This is a genomic window from Rufibacter ruber (genome assembly GCF_001647275.1).
GTDB lineage: Bacteria > Bacteroidota > Bacteroidia > Cytophagales > Hymenobacteraceae > Nibribacter > Nibribacter ruber_C.
Genome location: NZ_LRMM01000013.1, coordinates 76,985 through 92,763, shown reverse-complemented (window position 1 = coordinate 92,763; position 15,779 = coordinate 76,985). Strand labels below are relative to the sequence as shown.

14 protein-coding genes are annotated in these 15,779 nt (G+C 53.7%); 5 read left to right on the top strand and 9 right to left on the bottom strand.

Going from position 1 to position 15,779, the window contains the following annotated elements:
• Positions 1 to 98 precede the first annotated feature (98 nt).
• The 3 genes from A8O25_RS07465 to A8O25_RS23195 form a co-directional block, all read right to left on the bottom strand.
• Positions 99 to 1,640, bottom strand: a complete 1,542-nt coding sequence (locus A8O25_RS07465) for a glycoside hydrolase family 10-like protein (RefSeq protein ID WP_066832860.1) — start codon at positions 1,638 to 1,640, stop codon at positions 99 to 101.
• Between the two features lie 128 nt (positions 1,641 to 1,768).
• Positions 1,769 to 2,488: a M15 family metallopeptidase gene (locus tag A8O25_RS07460; RefSeq protein ID WP_066832857.1), complete on the bottom strand. Its 720-nt coding sequence runs from the start codon at positions 2,486 to 2,488 to the stop codon at positions 1,769 to 1,771.
• Complete coding sequence (locus A8O25_RS23195) at positions 2,485 to 2,649, bottom strand: hypothetical protein (protein ID WP_161947715.1); 165 nt, start codon at positions 2,647 to 2,649, stop codon at positions 2,485 to 2,487. The genes A8O25_RS07460 and A8O25_RS23195 overlap by 4 nt, the downstream gene beginning before the upstream one ends.
• A 376-nt stretch (positions 2,650 to 3,025) precedes the next feature.
• Here A8O25_RS23195 and A8O25_RS07450 point away from each other — a divergent pair, with 376 nt between their 5' ends.
• Both A8O25_RS07450 and A8O25_RS07445 read left to right on the top strand, forming a co-directional pair.
• The gene (locus A8O25_RS07450) at positions 3,026 to 5,902 is read left to right on the top strand and encodes a M16 family metallopeptidase (protein ID WP_153042635.1); all 2,877 of its coding nucleotides are present in this window, start codon (positions 3,026 to 3,028) and stop codon (positions 5,900 to 5,902) included.
• A gap of 252 nt (positions 5,903 to 6,154) precedes the next feature.
• Complete coding sequence (locus A8O25_RS07445) at positions 6,155 to 6,856, top strand: hypothetical protein (protein WP_153042634.1); 702 nt, start codon at positions 6,155 to 6,157, stop codon at positions 6,854 to 6,856.
• A 149-nt stretch (positions 6,857 to 7,005) separates the two neighbouring features.
• On the opposite strand, the gene A8O25_RS07440 is transcribed toward A8O25_RS07445, so the two are convergent.
• A complete protein-coding gene (locus tag A8O25_RS07440) occupies positions 7,006 to 9,726 on the bottom strand; it encodes a TonB-dependent receptor plug domain-containing protein (protein WP_066832849.1) in 2,721 nt (906 codons plus the stop codon).
• A gap of 202 nt (positions 9,727 to 9,928) precedes the next feature.
• Between A8O25_RS07440 and A8O25_RS07435 the strand changes: the two genes are divergently transcribed.
• Together A8O25_RS07435 and A8O25_RS07430 are read left to right on the top strand one after the other, a co-directional pair.
• On the top strand, positions 9,929 to 10,246 hold the full coding sequence (locus A8O25_RS07435; RefSeq protein ID WP_066832846.1) for a thioredoxin family protein: 318 nt from the start codon (positions 9,929 to 9,931) through the stop codon (positions 10,244 to 10,246).
• Between the two features lie 6 nt (positions 10,247 to 10,252).
• Positions 10,253 to 10,495: a DUF6952 family protein gene (locus A8O25_RS07430; RefSeq protein WP_066832843.1), complete on the top strand. Its 243-nt coding sequence runs from the start codon at positions 10,253 to 10,255 to the stop codon at positions 10,493 to 10,495.
• A 243-nt stretch (positions 10,496 to 10,738) separates the two neighbouring features.
• On the opposite strand, the gene A8O25_RS07425 is transcribed toward A8O25_RS07430, so the two are convergent.
• From A8O25_RS07425 to A8O25_RS22910, 5 genes are all read right to left on the bottom strand, one after another.
• Positions 10,739 to 11,347, bottom strand: a complete 609-nt coding sequence (locus tag A8O25_RS07425; RefSeq protein ID WP_066832840.1) for a TetR/AcrR family transcriptional regulator — start codon at positions 11,345 to 11,347, stop codon at positions 10,739 to 10,741.
• A gap of 107 nt (positions 11,348 to 11,454) precedes the next feature.
• Positions 11,455 to 12,078, bottom strand: coding sequence for a TetR/AcrR family transcriptional regulator (locus A8O25_RS07420; RefSeq protein ID WP_066832836.1), 624 nt, complete (start codon positions 12,076 to 12,078; stop codon positions 11,455 to 11,457).
• Between the two features lie 339 nt (positions 12,079 to 12,417).
• Complete coding sequence (gene crtD / locus A8O25_RS07415; RefSeq protein WP_066832833.1) at positions 12,418 to 13,905, bottom strand: 1-hydroxycarotenoid 3,4-desaturase CrtD; 1,488 nt, start codon at positions 13,903 to 13,905, stop codon at positions 12,418 to 12,420.
• Between the two features lie 300 nt (positions 13,906 to 14,205).
• Positions 14,206 to 14,649, bottom strand: a complete 444-nt coding sequence (locus A8O25_RS07410; RefSeq protein ID WP_066832830.1) for an SRPBCC family protein — start codon at positions 14,647 to 14,649, stop codon at positions 14,206 to 14,208.
• A gap of 64 nt (positions 14,650 to 14,713) precedes the next feature.
• Positions 14,714 to 14,920, bottom strand: coding sequence for a hypothetical protein (locus A8O25_RS22910; RefSeq protein WP_153042633.1), 207 nt, complete (start codon positions 14,918 to 14,920; stop codon positions 14,714 to 14,716).
• Here A8O25_RS22910 and A8O25_RS07405 point away from each other — a divergent pair.
• A complete protein-coding gene (locus A8O25_RS07405; RefSeq protein ID WP_082893511.1) occupies positions 14,913 to 15,599 on the top strand; it encodes a hypothetical protein in 687 nt (228 codons plus the stop codon). The two genes, A8O25_RS22910 and A8O25_RS07405, sit on opposite strands and share 8 nt — an antisense overlap.
• Positions 15,600 to 15,779 lie beyond the last annotated feature (180 nt).

Below are 15,779 nucleotides of genomic sequence, written 5' to 3'. Positions count from 1 at the left end.
CGGAAATTTCCCAAAAGTTTCAAAACAGAGACACAGAGTGGGGCTATTATCAAAAATGACGGTCGTGCTACGTGCTACTTGCTACGTGATACAAAATGTTACTTCTTCCGCTTGCCGGCCACGGTTCTGGAAAGGGCGCTTTCATTATGCAAACGGTCAACAGCCGTAACGCCGTAGGTGTAACGTTCTCCCGGCTTGGCCGAAGTGTCTGTGAAAGAGGTTGGGCCGTTGTGTATTTTCAGGATATGCGCCGGGTTCTCCGGGTTGATGGTCTGGCCACTGAGAACGCGGTAAATGACGTAGTAGCGGGCGGTTTCTTTGTCTGGGGCCGGAGCCGGGGCATTCCAGTATAAGCTCACACCCTCTAGAGTGGCATGCGCCTTTAGGCCTGTAGGTACCAACGGGGCTACGTTGTCTTTCCAAGGCATGGTAGGCACCAGGGCCGGGTTCTTGTAAAAGTTCTGGCGCAGGCTGTCTTGCACGCCCAGCGGGTTGCTCATCACAGATTTAGAACTGAAGTACACGCTGCCGTGCACACCGCTGTTGGCTCGGTTCAAACGTATTTGGTTTCCGCTTTCCAGCGGATTTGACCACTCTTTAAAGCGGGCATCATTGTTCACGCGGTAGGTTCCCTGGCCAATGTAATTGTGCTTGCCGAAACTGTTCTTCGCCCACCAGTCCAGCATTTTGGCGTAGTCTGCCACGGGGTAGCCAATATGGAAGTAGAGCTGCGGCACGTTGTAGTCAATCCAGCCTTTCTCCAGCCAGCCCCGCACATCTGCGTACAAATGGTCATAGTTGGTGAGGCCACCTTTGGTGTCTGAACCGCGCGGGTCCTGTGAGGCATTCCGCCAGATGGCGAAGGGGCTAATCCCGAACTTCACGTACGGCTTCTCGGCTTTGATGCTGTCTGAGAGCACCCGTATCACCTCATCTACATTATAGCGGCGCCAGTCATCTTTGTTGGTGAAATTAGTGCCGTACTTGGCGAAATCCTCGTCATCTGGAAACGGGTCTTTGGTGGGGTACGGGTAGAAATAATCATCAAAGTGCACGGCGTCAATGTCATAGTTGCGCACCACGTCCATGATAATGTTCACAATGTATGCCCTAACTTCGGGGAGACCCGGCTTGAAATATTTCTTGCCGGCGTAGGTCACAAACCACTCGGGCTTGGTCTTGGTGATGTGTTTGGGTGAGATGTTGGCGCTCACGGTGTCATGGGTGGCTCTATATGGGTTGAACCACGCGTGGAATTCCATACCGCGCTGGTGGGCTTCCTCAATCTGGAACGCCAACGGGTCATACGGCGGATTAGGCTCCTGCCCCTGCTTGCCGGTGAGCCAGTGCGACCAAAGCTCTTTGTCGGTCCGGTAAAAAGCATCAGTGGTGGGCCGTACCTGCACAAACAGCGCGTTGATGCCGTTTTTCTGGTGCTCATCCAGAATGTACCGGAACTCCTCCATCTGCGTCACCGCCGACAGCCCTTTCTGACTGGGCCAGTCAATGTTGGCCACAGTGGCAATCCAGACGCCGCGCAGTTCGCGCTTAGGCGACACCTGGGCCTGAAGGGAAAGAGCGAACAACCCCAGCAAAACAGCCAAAAAGGCCGCCGCCCTAAACTGGAAAGATAGCTTCATTGTGAAAAGGATAGGTATTGTGGAACAGAAGCAGCAAGTAAGGCCCTTTCTGTAACTATTGCAACCTTCTTTCGCCCGCCTCCTGTTTTTGACCTGTTTTCAGAAAAACAGGCCAGAAACGCAACTGCCTACTTCTTTCCCTCCTGTAGTTTTTCAAACGGAATATCCATTAACGGAAATCTGCGCCAATCTTTAAAGTCATAGTGCCACCACTCATTATGGAAAACGGTAAAGCCGTGGCGCTCCATGACGGTAATGAGCAGGGTGCGGTTTTTCTTCACCTGCGCAGACACGTGCGGGTAGTCTGGGTGAGACTTTACCACGGTGGCGTCATAGGGAGTGGGCATTTCCAACTCTTTCCCGTCTGAGAGCCGGACAATGGTGAGGTCAACGGCGCAGCCGCGGTTGTGGCGGGAGCCGTCTTTGGGGTTAGCCACGTAGGCCTTTTCCTTCACTTTTCTGAAGAAGTGCTCTGTAACGTGGTACGGCCGGTAGCCGTCATAGATTTTGAGGCCCAGCCCCAGCGACTTCAGGTCTGCCTGCACTTTCTGGAGGGCATCAGCCACGGGTTTGCGGGCGTAGGCGGCGGCTATTTTGTAAACCGGCTCCCCCACCAGATTGTCAGCCGTGGCGTATTTGATGTCCAGCACCAAGCCGGGAACATAAGACTGCAGTTCCACCAGTTCATGGCTGGGGTCCTGGGCCACCTGCTGCCGGTACAGCGCCACGGTAGTCACTACCGGCAGACCGTACCTGTTCTTAGGGATGCTCCCGGGGGCAGTGGCCTGGGGCCAGGCTTCGGCGGTGACGCCGAAGAGGAAAAGCAGCAGCAGCAGGTGCTTTCTCATTTGCGTTGGTAGACTACGTAAGCCAGGATGCCTGAAATCAGGAAGGTAAGCAACCGGAGCCATTCTATGCGGCCGGTGGTGAAATAGGTGAGGCAAAGTGCCGTCCAGGCCAACAGCGTGCCCAGGCAAAAAAGAAACAAGATCAGTTTTCTATTCTTCATGGAATGAGTGTCAGTAAAAGGGGGAGCGCCAAGCCGCCCCGCCTGGTTTCTGCTTCTATGGGAGAACAACCGAAGCCGTGAAAAAACTCGTTTTTGACCTATTTTTCTGAAAACAGGCCCAAAACAGAGAGCTGCCTCACCGGTTGCACAACAAAAGCGAATATAAGGTTTCTTCAGTATTTGCTGCGTACGCGCCCCGCCAGCCAACTCTGTAAAAGAAATTCTGTTTTTGACCTGTTTTGGCAAAAACAGGTCAAAAACGCCAGCTGACACTCTACGGGGAAAAGCCGCCGTGAGGTGTAATAAACTCCCGCTTTCGCCTACTAATATAAGGCTGAACCTCACCACCACCACCACCTAATTTCTGAATTCCTCTATGAACAACAAACTTACCCTTGCCTGCCTATCACTGCTGCTGGGCAGTATGACTGTGAGCCCGCCCCAACAGGCATGGGCGCAGGTGGCAAAAAAGACAACCGCTAAGACCTCTGCAAAACCTTTGGGCAGCGCAGCCCCGCAGTTTACCCTCAAGTCTGAGAAATACAAGCTGCCCAACGGCCTGGAGGTGGTGCTGCACCAGGACAAATCTGACCCCAAGGTGGCCGTGGCCATCATGTACCACGTAGGCTCCAACCGGGAGAAGGAGGGCCGTACCGGTTTTGCGCACTTCTTTGAGCACATGCTGTTCCAGAACTCAGAGAACGTGGGCAAGGGCAACTTCATCAAAGCCATCAACCAGGTGGGGGGCTCTTTTAACGGCGGTACCTTTGAAGACGGAACCGTGTATTATGAGGTGGTGCCCAAAGATGCGCTGGAGCGGGTGCTGTGGCTGGAGTCTGACCGCATGGGCTTCTTCATCAACACCGTGAGCGAGTGGGGGCTGGAGAACGAGAAGCAGGTGGTGAAGAACGAAAAGCGCCAGCGGGTAGACAACCAGCCCTATGGCCACACAGACTACGTCATCAAAAAGAACCTCTACCCTGCCGGCCACCCCTACAGCTGGGATGTGATTGGCTCCCTGGAAGACCTGCAGAACGCCACCCTGGCAGATGTAAAGGAGTTCTATGACCAGTGGTACGGCGCCAGCAACGCCACCTTGGTGCTGACCGGTGACTTTGAGACGCCAGAGGCGAAGAAACTCATTGAAAAATACTTTGGGGAGCTGAAAACCAAGCCAGAGGTGAAGCCGCTCCCGCCCATGCCGGTAAAATTATCTGCTACCAAATCCCTGTTCCATGTAGACAATTTTGCCAATGTGCCAGAGTTGACCATGGTCTACCCTACCGTAGAGCAGTACCACAAAGATTCATACGCGCTGAGCATGCTGGGCAGCCTGTTGGCCGAAGGCAAAAATTCACCTTTTGAGAAGATCCTTGTTGAGGAAAGAAAGCTGGCCCCCGGTGCCTCTGCCGGTCAGAACTCCAATGAGATTGCCGGTACGTTCAGAATACGGGTGCGGGCCTTTGACAAAAAAGATCTGGATGACGTGCAGGCCGGCGTGCTGGCCGCTTTTGACAAGTTTGAGAAAGAAGGCGTAGACGCCAAAGAGCTGGAGCGCCTCAAGATCAAGCAAGAGACGGCGCTGTACAACGGCATTTCCAGTCTGCTGAACAAAGCGTTTCAGCTGGCGCAGTACAATGAGTTTGCCGGTGACCCCGCCTTTGCCCAGAAAGACATTTCCATGACCCAGGCTGTAACGGCGCAAGACATCATGAACGTGTACCGCAAGTACATCAAAGGCAAACCCTACGTGGCCACCAGCTTTGTACCCAAGGGGCAGGAAGCGCTCGCCCTGAAAGGTGCCGTGAAAGCAGATGTGGTAGAAGAGAAGATTGTGGCCGGGGCCGAAGGCGCTAATTTGGGTCAGGAGCCTACCTCGTTCCCTAAAACCCCTTCAAAGATTGACCGCAGCAAGATGCCGGAGCTGAGCAACAATTTCAGCTTTACAGCACCTGCCATCTGGACCGGCCAGTTGAAGAACGGCATGAAAGTCTACGGCATTGAGCAGAATGAGCTGCCGCTGGTGCAGTTCAGCATTTTGATCAAAGGCGGCATGCAGCTAGATGACCAGCAGAAGATTGGTACCGCCGCCCTGGTAGACGCCATGCTCCTAGAAGGCACCAAAAACAAGACCGCCCAGCAACTGGAGGAAACCATTGGCCAGCTGGGTGCGTTTATAGGCGTAAATGCCAGCTCAGAGGGCATCACCCTCACGGGCAACACGCTGAGCCGAAACTTTCCGCAGGTTATGAAACTGGTAGAGGAGATTCTGCTGGAGCCGCGCTGGGATGAGGCCGAATTTGCGAAAGCCAAACAAGCCGCCCTGAGCCGTATCAGGCAGAACATGGCCAATCCCAATGCCATTGCCTCGCTGGCGTTCAACAAGGTGCTGTACGGCCAAGACAGCCGCTTCGCCTACCCAACCAGCGGCACCATGGCCACGGTAGAGCGCATCACCCTGCAAGACCTGAAAGAGTACTACCAGAAGAACTTCTCGCCCAGTGTGGCCAGCTTCCAGATTGCCGGCAACATAAAAAAAGAAGAAGTGACCAGGGCACTGGCCAGCTTAGAGCAGAAATGGGCCGCCAAGCCGGTAAAGCTTCCGGCACCGGTCACGGCTATCAACACACCGCCTAAGCGCTTGTACTTTATTGACCAGCCAGATGCCAAGCAGTCTGTGATCTACGCGGGGTACCTGGCGGTGCCGGTGAACTCTACAGATTTCGACGTGATGCAGGCCATCAACCACAAACTGGGCGCGGGCTCCGCCTCTACCCTGTTCAACGTGCTTCGTCTGCAGAAAGGCTACACCTACGGCGCGTTCTCAGGTTTCTCCCGCAGGCCAACGGCACCGGGCACGTTTGTGACTTCTACCAGCGTGCGCACCAATGTTACCAAAGAGTCACTGCAAACCATTGGGGAGATTCTGAAGAGCTACGGCACCAGCTACAGTGAGCAGGATCTGGCCACGTCTAAAGGCGCGCTCCTGCGCCAGACCGCGCTAGGCTATGAAACCTTGGGCAGCCTGGTGGGCCTGCTGGAAACCATGAACACCTACAACCTGCCCGCTGACTACCTCAAGCGCGAAGAAACCGCCATTCAAGGCCTGAGCTACGCCCAAGCCAGAAACCTGATCAGCCAATATATTGACCCTGCCAAGATGATCTATGTAGTGGTGGGTGATGCCAAGACCCAGCTGGCCGGCCTCAAAGAATTAGGCTTGGGAGACCCGGTGGTGCTGCCCAACCAGTAAAATTTTTAATTAGTTGTTGTGTTGAAAAGGCCCGTTGCAGAAGCAGCGGGCTTTTCTTTTAAACCTGTTTTAGGCCTGTTTTCCTAAAAACAGGCCTAAAACAGGAGTATCAGTTTATAGGCGGGTTGAAAAGCAGCTCAGGCTAACGTCAAAGAAACCAGTCAGGTAGCAGTGGGCCATTGAAACTTTGGGCATTGTGCCCCATCTTTGTCACCAGAAACATGACCGGCTGTTTTACAGTTAGTAGACGCAATGGCAAGAAAAAGAGTGATTTGGGCATTGATAGTGGGGGCTTGCGCTGTGGTTGGGGCCTGTGAGCCAGAAAAGCTGGACCGGGGCAAAGAGATGGCCGTAGAGGCCGAGCGCCACAAAGTAAAACGCATTACCCAGGAAGACATGGAGGTGTGGGTGCTGGCCGCCGGTGACACCGTGGTAAGCCAGATTGAGGGGGCTTTCCTTCAGCTCGCAGAGAGCCAGCCCAAGGAGCAGGAGCTGTTTGTGGCCCAGCCCGAGAAGTTACCCCTGGTACAGTCCATTCTGCGGCGGTACAAGGCCCGGTTAACGCGTAAAACCTTCTCTTCTGAGACAGACGCGCAGCAAACGCTTGGGCAGGATATACGGGCCGCAGCGGGGGGAACTCTGCCTTCAACCACCACCTTCTCTGTGCCAGAGCAGGAGTTCCTGTTTCAGCGGCCCATCCAGATCAGGCGCCGTAACTGCGCCAGCTGTGAGGAGCCCAGCGTGTTAGACTTTACCGGCAAATCCCTTGACCAACTGCGGGTGTTCTCTGCCCAGGGCAAACCGGGCGGCTTTGAGGTGGGGCAAGTGCGGGGCGTGTGGCAAATTTACTTTCCGCGGGCTAAAGTGATTGAGCAGATTACCCTTAAAACCAAGGTGTCTCGCCGGGGCAGATTCTTCAGCAGTAAACCAGACAGTGTTTCCTCATCCAAATAGCCGGGGCCTGCCTTCTCAGCTATTTCTATTTCAGAACGAAAAGGGCAGTCCGCTCAATCTGTCTGCTGTTTTCACAAAAACAGGCCAGAAACAGAAAGTTGAGCGGACTTTTTTAGCGGAAGAGGTTCCGCTACGGCCCCAGCGGGAGATTACTTCACCAGAAATGAGTTGCGCAGGTAGCCTACTTTGCCAGTGGCAGTCATGCCCTGTAGAACCGCCTGGTAGGTGGTTTTCTGGTCTGCGGCGTAAAATGTAATCTCGGCTTTGCCGGTGGCGTCTGTCTGCACCGTAGGGCTCCAGAAGAGAGTGGTTCTCAGATCTGGCATGACCACGTTGCTGGTGTCTGGCTTGTCATACTTGGGCTGATAGAACTCGCGGGTCTTGGAGTAGTACAGGCCCTGGTACGTGGCCGTGCCGGGCAGCTGGGCGGCGGCCCCACCGGTAGGAGATGTGTTGGAGCTGCTGGAGCCACCTTTTTTGAGGTTGATGGCAATGACGCCGTTGCCGCCCTGGCCACCGTAGATGGCAGAGGAGGCACCCGGCTTCAGTACCTCAACAGACTCTACCTCATTGGGGTTGATAGACTGAATGAACTGGGCATCAGAAGGCATGCCGTCCAGGAGGTAGAGCGGTGAACCGCCGCCCCGCATGCTTACCTGCCCGTTGGTCACCTGCAGCCCGGCTACCCGCCCCTGCAGAGACTGAATAATGTTAATGCCAGGTGACAGGTCAGAGCCTTTTAGAATATAGTCAGGGGTAGCATGCAGGTTGCCAGAGGCGGCGGGGCGTTCCTCTTCCTTTCTTCCGCGCACAATCACCTGCTGCAGCAGAATGCTGCTCTTGCCTGAGTACTGATCCAGTTTGAGCTGCTCCCGGTTACGCTGCAGGTACGTCCAGACTTCATTTGAGAACGGGGCCGGAACGGGGTGGTACGGTGCCTGCGGGTGCACCTGGATCTGCGGCAGGTTGTTGTCCAGCACCAGCATAGAGCCAACGCCTTTAGAGGATTTGACTACCAGGTTAGAGCTGTCTGTGAAGCTGTCTAACGGAAAGCTGAACTTGCCCCGGTCATCTGTCTGAATAGTGATGGTGCTTTTGAGGTTGTTGAGGTCTGAGATCACCACACTGGCGTAGGCATCTGGCTGACCGGTTAATTTGGTAGAAGTACCACTGAGGTACAGCCCTTTCTCAGCCTTGAAGCTAGTGCTGGGGAACTTGTCCAGCAGGAGGTCTTTCCAGATAAACCGGCGCCAGCCCTGGGTGAGCATGAGGTTGTCTAAAGCGGTGGCCACCTCAGGCGAAGACGAGGTAAAGTAATAAGACGGTTCTTCAATATAGCCTTTGAGGTCTGAACTCATGAGCAGGTAAGACACAATATTGGCCGCATTGGGTGCCGGTATAACAGCTTTCTGGTCAGTGACGGCGAGGGAAAAATGACCCGCTACGGGGGCCCCGGCCTCATCTTTGGCTTGCAGCTGCAGGGTTACCTTCTCCCGCGGTTTATAGGCCGGTTTGTCTGGGGTCAGGGTTAACTGCAGTTGAGGGGAATGCTTCACAAACACCAGCCGTTCAGCCAGGGGCTCCCCTTTTTCTGAGAAAACCGTGAACTGCACAATACCCGTGGGGAACTTACTGGCGGGTATCTCAACCTGAAACACATCACGGGCGGTAGGGCTAACGGCGGCATAGAGGATTTCGCCCCGCACCTGCCCCACCAAGGTAAGGGTTTTAGGTCTGCCGGTGCTGTCTGGGCTAAAACCAAGCGTGTAAAATTTAACCCGAAGGTTCTCTGGCGCCTTGCTGTCTACGGTTAAGATAAAACCTTTCTGCTGGGGTTCTGGCAACGCGTACTCTTTGGCCGCCCCTTTGGTGGTGAGCCGTGCGGTATATTTTTTCCCCGCCTCCGGCACAAACCCAAAGCGCCCCATGCCAAATTTCTGGCTCTTGAAATCTAATAGTTTCTGGCCCTGCTGGTTGTAAATGCCCCCCTGTACCTCTTTGCCCAGCCCGTTGGCGTCTACTGCCTTAAATGCAATGGTGTTCCAGAGGCCGCTTACCAGGTTGCCGCCCTCCGGGAAGAACTGGAGGTCAATTTGCTCCTGCTTCTGGGGGAAGGCAATGGTATGGTTGAGAGCCCTGCCCCCCTGCTCTACCGTGAAGTGCAGTTTGGGGCTTTGGCTGGCTCCGTCTGGCAGGTAGAGGCGCAGCAGGGCTTTGCCGTCTGCGTTGGTGGTTATCTTTTTTGAGGAGGCTTTCTTGTCATAGCTGGTAGAATAGGCCACTGCGGTTTGGGCCAGCGGCTTCTCCTGGTAGTTGAGCAGCCTCAGGTTCACCAGAACAGAGTCACCGGCTCCCTGGCGCTTATAGGTAAAGGCGGTGGTGCTGACCAGGTCTGTCTTGCGGGGGCTGAAGATGTTGAGGTTCTGGTGGTAGACATAGTCTTCATCAAAGTTCTGCATCCAGCTGGTGTAGGCCCGCAGGCGGTACATCCCCTCCGGAATATCATCTGGCAGCTCCATGTTCCCGGCCCCCTGCCCTTTGCTCAGCCTGAAAACGGCGGTTCTGAAGAAGGTGTTCTCCGGGGTGATGAGTTCTACGTACAGCACCCGGCTGTGCGTACTGGGGGTGTGGTCATGGGCATTGACCAGATAGGCTTTGAACCAGATATCCTCCCCGGCGGCGTAATACGGTTTATCCAGGTGCAGGTAAACTTTTTCCTGCGGATACCTGTTGTGCAGAAAGGTTAATTTTGCCACCAATCTGTTGATCAAATCTGACTGCTGCCACGCCGGGGCAAAGGCAGAGAAAGCCAGGGCGGCAAGCGGCAGAAGCAGGCAGATACTTATTTTTGTGCGGGTGGAGAGCGGCATGAGCGTATGATGGTGAGGCGGGCAGAAGCTGTTTTCAAACTATCCTGAACCGGAAAGTGTTGAAAGAACGCAGCACAACCTGTCTCTAGTCTTTAAAACTGTGGAAACAATGGTTTTGGCCTGTTTTCATAAAAGTAGGCCAGAAACGCTATCTTTGCAAGTAACGTAACCCAGACCTAAAAATAGAAAATAGATTACACCTATGGCTATTATTCAAGCTACAGATCAGGATTTTCAGAGTGTGTTGCAAAACAACGAGCGCGTGGTAGTGAAGTTTTTTGCTGACTGGTGCGGCAACTGCCGCCTGTTTTCACCAAAGTTCAAGCGCATGGCAGACAATGAGGAGTTTGCCGGCGTGGCGTTTATAGACGTGAACGCAGAAACCAGCCCAGAGGCGCGCAAGTTAGCCGGTGTGAGCAACCTCCCCTTCTTTGCCGTGTTCAAAAACGGCGAGTTGGTAGAGGGCGCTGCCACCAGCAAAGAGGAGTATGTACAGGAGATGATCAGAAAAACCGTTTAACGTAACATGAAAGTACCAGCAATCAAGAAATTGGTAGAGACGCAGACCATTGAGTCACTCATGGAAGCCGAAGCCCAATTGATCAATGAACAAATGACCGCCTTTGAGATTGAAGGCGCAGATGAAGGGGAAAAACTCACCCACGTGTTTGGCGCCATCTGGATCCTGAACCACATGAACGACCAGGAGACAGATTTTAAAACGGCGCTGAGAGAATTCACGCAGAAAGTAAGAACCTCTATCAGCTAAAACAGGAGAAAGAACATGTTCAGAGTTTGCATGCACTGTCTCTGAAAGCGTTTTATCTGGCGCAAGCCAGGCAGGGCATGTGTTGCGTTTTTAGCCTGTTTTCTTAAAAACAGCCCTGAAACAGAACCCGAGGTACCCATAGAGGCCTTTGGGCCCGCATCCATAGATTCTCTAAACATGCTCTCCTCATAAAAAGCTGCCCACGCATGGGGCAGCCTTTTTTATGAGGCAGGCTTAGGCCTGCTATTTCAGAGAGGCAAAAAAGTTGTCTGCGGTTTTCATGCCCGCCTCTGTGCACAACCCCCTGATGTAGTACAGGAAAACACTCCTGAAAACTTCAGCTATGTCAAATTGCTCTGGAGGGAAAAGAACCGGGTTGATCAGCATGCTCAGCTGTTCCATCATGATCTTGGCCACCAGTTGTATGTTGATATCCCGGCGCAGCTCGCCAGCCAGCACCCCCTCATTCAGGAGCTCATGCAGCAGTTGCTTGGTATATTGGTCTGAGTGCTCCCAATACAGTTTCCAGGCATTGGGGTATTTCTCCATGATTTCCTTGAGTACGGTAGGCTGGGTCATTCTAAGGGTTTCCAGGCCTAGCTGCACCACCAGCAGCAGGCGGCGTAAAGGGCTCTGCTCATCCCTGAAAAGCCGTTCATGCTCCTGTTTCCTGTTTTCCAGGTCAAACGTCACCACTTGCGTCACCAGGTCCTCCATGCCTTGAAAGAATTCATTGAAAGTGGCAGAAGAGATGTCAACACGCTCAACCACCTCCTGCTCATTCAGGTGGGAAAGCCCCTCCTGCCTGATAAGCGTCAGTAATTCCTGCAAAATGGTTTGTTTGAATGTCATAGATTTGTATTAGAGTCCTTACCCATAGGCTCCCAACAAAATGGGGTTCTAAAGATACGTTATTTTGCAAATGAATGATCTGCTTATGGCCCTACAGTGCGGTCATTTTAAGAGAGGGCAAAATCAGAGAAGAAATTTTCCAGCTCCTTGTTGCCTTGCTCTGTAGAGATACCTTTCAGGTAGTAGAGAAAAATGCCCCTGAACACCTCTGCCAGATTAAACCGCTGGGGCGGAAAGAGCGCCCTGTTCAGCAGCACATTGATCTGCTCCAGGAGTACTTTGGTTACCACTTCCAGGTTAAGGTCTTGCCGGAAGAGACGCTGCTGCACCCCTTTGTTCAGGAGCTCATAGAACAGGTGGTAGGTGTGCATCTGGATATGCCGCTGGTAAAGCTGCCAGACCTGCGGGTACAGGTACTCAATCTGAATGAAAAAAGCCGGGGTGATTTTGAGCAGTTCAGCGGCATGGTGCTTGATCACGTTGAGCAGCTCAGAGATGGGGTGGTGTGACTTCGCCAGCAAAGTAAGCTGTACTTTGCGCTGTTCCTCCAGGTAAAGGTTGAGCGCCTGCCTTAGAAAATCTTCCTTGTTAGAGAACTGCGCCTGGAACTCAGCAGCGGAGAGACCGTACTCCTGCATGATTTTGCGTTGGGAAAGATTTTTCACCCCGTTCAAACTAAACGCCCGCATTGCTTTCCGCAGGAGCTCATCCCGTGCAATTCCCTGTTCCATATCCGTTCAATAGCCGTAAACAAATATAATACTTTTTAGGAATGCAGCAGCAAACAAGGTGGCAAGACAGCAAGAATGGATGGCTATCACAGAAGAGGTGGCGGCAAATTGACGGCCTGAAAGGCAGATTTTAGCGTGTCTGAGTAAAAAGAGGCCCCTTTCACCCTAACAATGGCAGAAGTTAACATAACCAATTTTGTAACTTTTAATAGAATAGATTAGGCAGGATCCTGAGAAAAGCTTGTGTTCCCCAAGGGAGAGAACCTCCGGTACGCCAATGGCACTGCAGAGAACATGGCACCGAGGGAGGAGGCACTCCGGGAGGGGCTATGGCTTACATCAGGCGGGAACTGTTGTAGAGGGGGCCGGTACCAGCTCCCCTACTATTTTAGCCGAGAGCAGGCACAGCGGTATGCCGCCGCCGGGATGCACGCTACCGCCGGTAAAGTACAGGCCTTTGAGTTTGCCGGTGAAATTGGGGTGCCTGAGAAAAGCCGCCATCCGGTTGTTAGAAGAGCTGCCGTAGAGGGCGCCGCCAAACGAAGACGTGTCTGCCTCAATGCCTTTGGGGTCCCAGACCCGCTCTGCGGTGATAAGCGCCTCTACGTTGGTACCCAGGGCCCGGCTGATCTTCTGCAGGGCATGCTGCCGGGTCTGCTGTATAAGCGTCTCCCAGTCTTGCCCGGTGTTGTGCGGCACGTTCACCATCACAAACCAGTTCTCATGCCCGGCGGGCGCATCTGTTGGCGTGTATTTAGAGGTGATGTTCACATACACGGTGGGGTCTTCTGACACGCTGCCCTGCTGGAAGATATGCTGGAACTCCTGCCGGTAATCCTGGCTGAAAAAGATGTTGTGCAGGTCCAGCTCTGGAAACGTGCGGGAGATGCCCCAGTAGTAAATGAGCGCCGAAGAGCTGCGGGGCTGTTGAAGGGTTTTCTCCGGGGCGGGCTGCTGCGGCAGGAGCCTGCGGTAGGTAGGCACAACGTCCATGTTGCTGACCACCAGCTGCGCAGGGTATTCCCCTTGCTCGGTTTGTACGCCTACCGCTTGCTTGCCTTGCGTGAGAATCTGCTGTACCGGCTCCTGATACCTGAACTCCACCCCCAGCTCCTGGGCCAGCTTCACCAGGCTCTGGGCAATGGCATAGATACCCCCCTCGGGGTAAAAAGCGCCTATGTTAAACTCCAGATGCGGAATCAGGTTCAGGGTGCCTGGGGCTTGGTAGGGGTCTGACCCGTTGTAGGTGGCGTAGCGGTCCAGCAGCTGCACCAGGCGCGGGTCTTTGAAGGCGCGGGCGTTGGCCGCGTGCATGGTGGTGGCCAGCCCCAGCTCTGGCAGAGCGGGCAGGGTTTTCAGCACGTCTTTGCTCAGGTAGGTGTCCAGGCGGTGCAGGGACTTGTGCAGGAATGTGCTTTCAGTGGCGTGGTAGAGGCGGGCAACTTTCTGGAGGTGGCGCTGCAACTGCTCCTGCGGCACCCCCAGCTTCTGCTCCACTTCATGGGCAAAGGCGTCTGGTTCTGCGTGGGCGGTGAGGCGGGTGCCATCTGGCCAGAAATATTGCGTTACCACCGGCAGCCGCTGGTAGTTGAAATAGTCTTTGGGGTTTCTGCCGGCCAGCGTGAACAGCTCATCTACCAGATGCGGCAGGGTGAAAAGGCTGGGGCCGGCATCAAAGCGGTACCCGCCGGGCAGGCTAAACTGCGTCATTTTTCCACCAAAGGTGGGGTTGGCTTCAAATACGGTGACTTGGAAGCCTTTCACGGCCAGCCGTACCGCCGCCGCTATGCCGCCAATTCCAGAACCAATGACTGCTGCTTTTGCCATGTTGCCAATCTACGCAGAATTGCGCTTTTAGTGAGCATAACTTGCCAGGGCGGTAAAAGGTTTAGCCCGCGGGGGAGCTGGGGAAAACCGCCCGTTTCTGTTTTGGGCCTGTTTTTCTGAAAACAGGCCCAAAACAGAAACGGGAACAGAAACCAGAGCCGCTGGGGAGCGGTAGTTGCACTGCTTCTTTCTCGCTTGTACACGCGGGCTGCTGCCAATTTCAGCCTCGGCTGGGACCGCATATAGTACCAGAATAGTTTTCTGTTTTGCCCTGTTTTTCTGAAAACAGGGCCAAAACAGCTATTGCACCTTTCCAAAGACTCTCTTATACACCGGTGCCCGCAGGGCAAACTGCGCATACAGGACCGGGTACAGCAGAAGGTCCAGCAGTTTGGAGCCGGTGCGGTACTCAATCTTCTCATGAATGATGCTGTGGGTGCCGTGGTGGGTGACAAGGTGCTGGTGGCGCCAAAACGTGAGCGGGGCGGGTAGCTCCTGCCCTTCGTCTACAAACCAGACCGCGTTTTCACTTTCCTGCCGCTCCGTGATGAGGCTGGTCCAACGGCGGGAAAAAGGTCCGGCTACCAGCGCTACCTCTACCCTGTCGCCGGGGTGGCTGCCGTCAAAGCGTAAAATTTTTAGTTGGGGGAATGGGGGTGAAAGGGCCTTGAACAGGTCTCTGTTGAAAGCCTGCAGAACAGCTTTGTAGTGCTGGGCCACCGGTACCTGTATATGGAGCTTCATGTGGGCCAAATGTGGTTTCTTTTCTTAACCCCCCAACCCAAGGAAAGTTTTAACCCGTGAAAAATCATTTTAAGAGCATAATTACTTCTTTGAATTTGTAAGCTTTACTGGCTGTGTATGTTTCTTCTGTTGTGGAGCCTTGTAGCAGCGCCACAAAGGCGACAAAAGAAGAATGGCAGGTTTTATCTCCAGGCATTGGCAGCGCAATCAAGGCAGAAAGTAAGCGTGCTTTAACTACAAATAATACCGCTATCACTTGACCTATGAACATTAGAAGTACCGTGTTGCTGGCACTGGCCGCACTCCTGCTGTGGCTGGCCGGCTGCCACTATGCCGCAAAGAATGTTTACACCAGCAAATCTTTTAAAACAGTGGCCAGGCACCACAAGACCATTGCCATTCTGCCCTTTGATGTGCGGGTGGGCCTTCGGCCGAATGAAATGCGGAACCTGACCCCAGAGCGACATTATGATCTGGAGCTGAAACACGGGCGGGCGGTGCAGAGTGCCCTGCAGGTATACTTCCTGCATACCGTGAACGCGAAGAAAGAAGTTATTGCCGTTCAGGATGTACGTACCACCAATGCCCTGCTGGAGGAAAAAGATATCCAGCCCGAGGAGCTGACCCAATTCACCCCCACTGAACTGGCGCAGCTGCTGGGGGTTGATGCTGTGCTTATGGGCTCCCTTACCACTGAGAAACCCCTTTCTACCGGGGCCGCCCTGGCCATTGCAGCCTACACCTTCTTCTTCACCCCAGACATTACAGACGGTGGCCCCACCAACGCCGGAAACACAACCATGAAGATCTATGACGGGGCCACCGGAGACCTGCTCTGGAGCTATGATAAAATGCTGGCCCGCGGGCTGGGGAGCGACACCCAAACCATTGTGCGTGCCATCACCAGAAAAGCCAGCAAAAAGATTCCTTATGGTAAACTGAAGGCGTAAGCAAGAGCAACTATTTTGGTATGTTTATTCAGGGAAAAGCTCTTTTTCTGCTATTTTTGATTAGGAAACCCTCAAAAATAGTGGCAGGCGGTACCAGTTCCCTACCTACACACCCAATTGAATGACGCTATCTAAGAATTAACCAAACTTTAATACTTAAATCAACCTACACAAACCTTT

What these genes read in the sequence shown, in the direction of transcription:
- A8O25_RS07465 (WP_066832860.1), bottom strand. Translation starts at nt 1,640, where the DNA reads ATGAAGCTATCTTTCCAGTTTAGGGCGGCGGCCTTTTTGGCTGTTTTG.
- A8O25_RS07460 (WP_066832857.1), bottom strand. Translation starts at nt 2,488, where the DNA reads ATGAGAAAGCACCTGCTGCTGCTGCTTTTCCTCTTCGGCGTCACCGCC.
- A8O25_RS23195 (WP_161947715.1), bottom strand. Translation starts at nt 2,649, where the DNA reads ATGAAGAATAGAAAACTGATCTTGTTTCTTTTTTGCCTGGGCACGCTG.
- A8O25_RS07450 (WP_153042635.1), top strand. Translation starts at nt 3,026, where the DNA reads ATGAACAACAAACTTACCCTTGCCTGCCTATCACTGCTGCTGGGCAGT.
- A8O25_RS07445 (WP_153042634.1), top strand. Translation starts at nt 6,155, where the DNA reads ATGGCAAGAAAAAGAGTGATTTGGGCATTGATAGTGGGGGCTTGCGCT.
- A8O25_RS07440 (WP_066832849.1), bottom strand. Translation starts at nt 9,726, where the DNA reads ATGCCGCTCTCCACCCGCACAAAAATAAGTATCTGCCTGCTTCTGCCG.
- A8O25_RS07435 (WP_066832846.1), top strand. Translation starts at nt 9,929, where the DNA reads ATGGCTATTATTCAAGCTACAGATCAGGATTTTCAGAGTGTGTTGCAA.
- A8O25_RS07430 (WP_066832843.1), top strand. Translation starts at nt 10,253, where the DNA reads ATGAAAGTACCAGCAATCAAGAAATTGGTAGAGACGCAGACCATTGAG.
- A8O25_RS07425 (WP_066832840.1), bottom strand. Translation starts at nt 11,347, where the DNA reads ATGACATTCAAACAAACCATTTTGCAGGAATTACTGACGCTTATCAGG.
- A8O25_RS07420 (WP_066832836.1), bottom strand. Translation starts at nt 12,078, where the DNA reads ATGGAACAGGGAATTGCACGGGATGAGCTCCTGCGGAAAGCAATGCGG.
- crtD (WP_066832833.1), bottom strand. Translation starts at nt 13,905, where the DNA reads ATGGCAAAAGCAGCAGTCATTGGTTCTGGAATTGGCGGCATAGCGGCG.
- A8O25_RS07410 (WP_066832830.1), bottom strand. Translation starts at nt 14,649, where the DNA reads ATGAAGCTCCATATACAGGTACCGGTGGCCCAGCACTACAAAGCTGTT.
- A8O25_RS07405 (WP_082893511.1), top strand. Translation starts at nt 14,913, where the DNA reads ATGAACATTAGAAGTACCGTGTTGCTGGCACTGGCCGCACTCCTGCTG.
- A8O25_RS22910 (WP_153042633.1), bottom strand. Translation starts at nt 14,920, where the DNA reads ATGTTCATAGGTCAAGTGATAGCGGTATTATTTGTAGTTAAAGCACGC.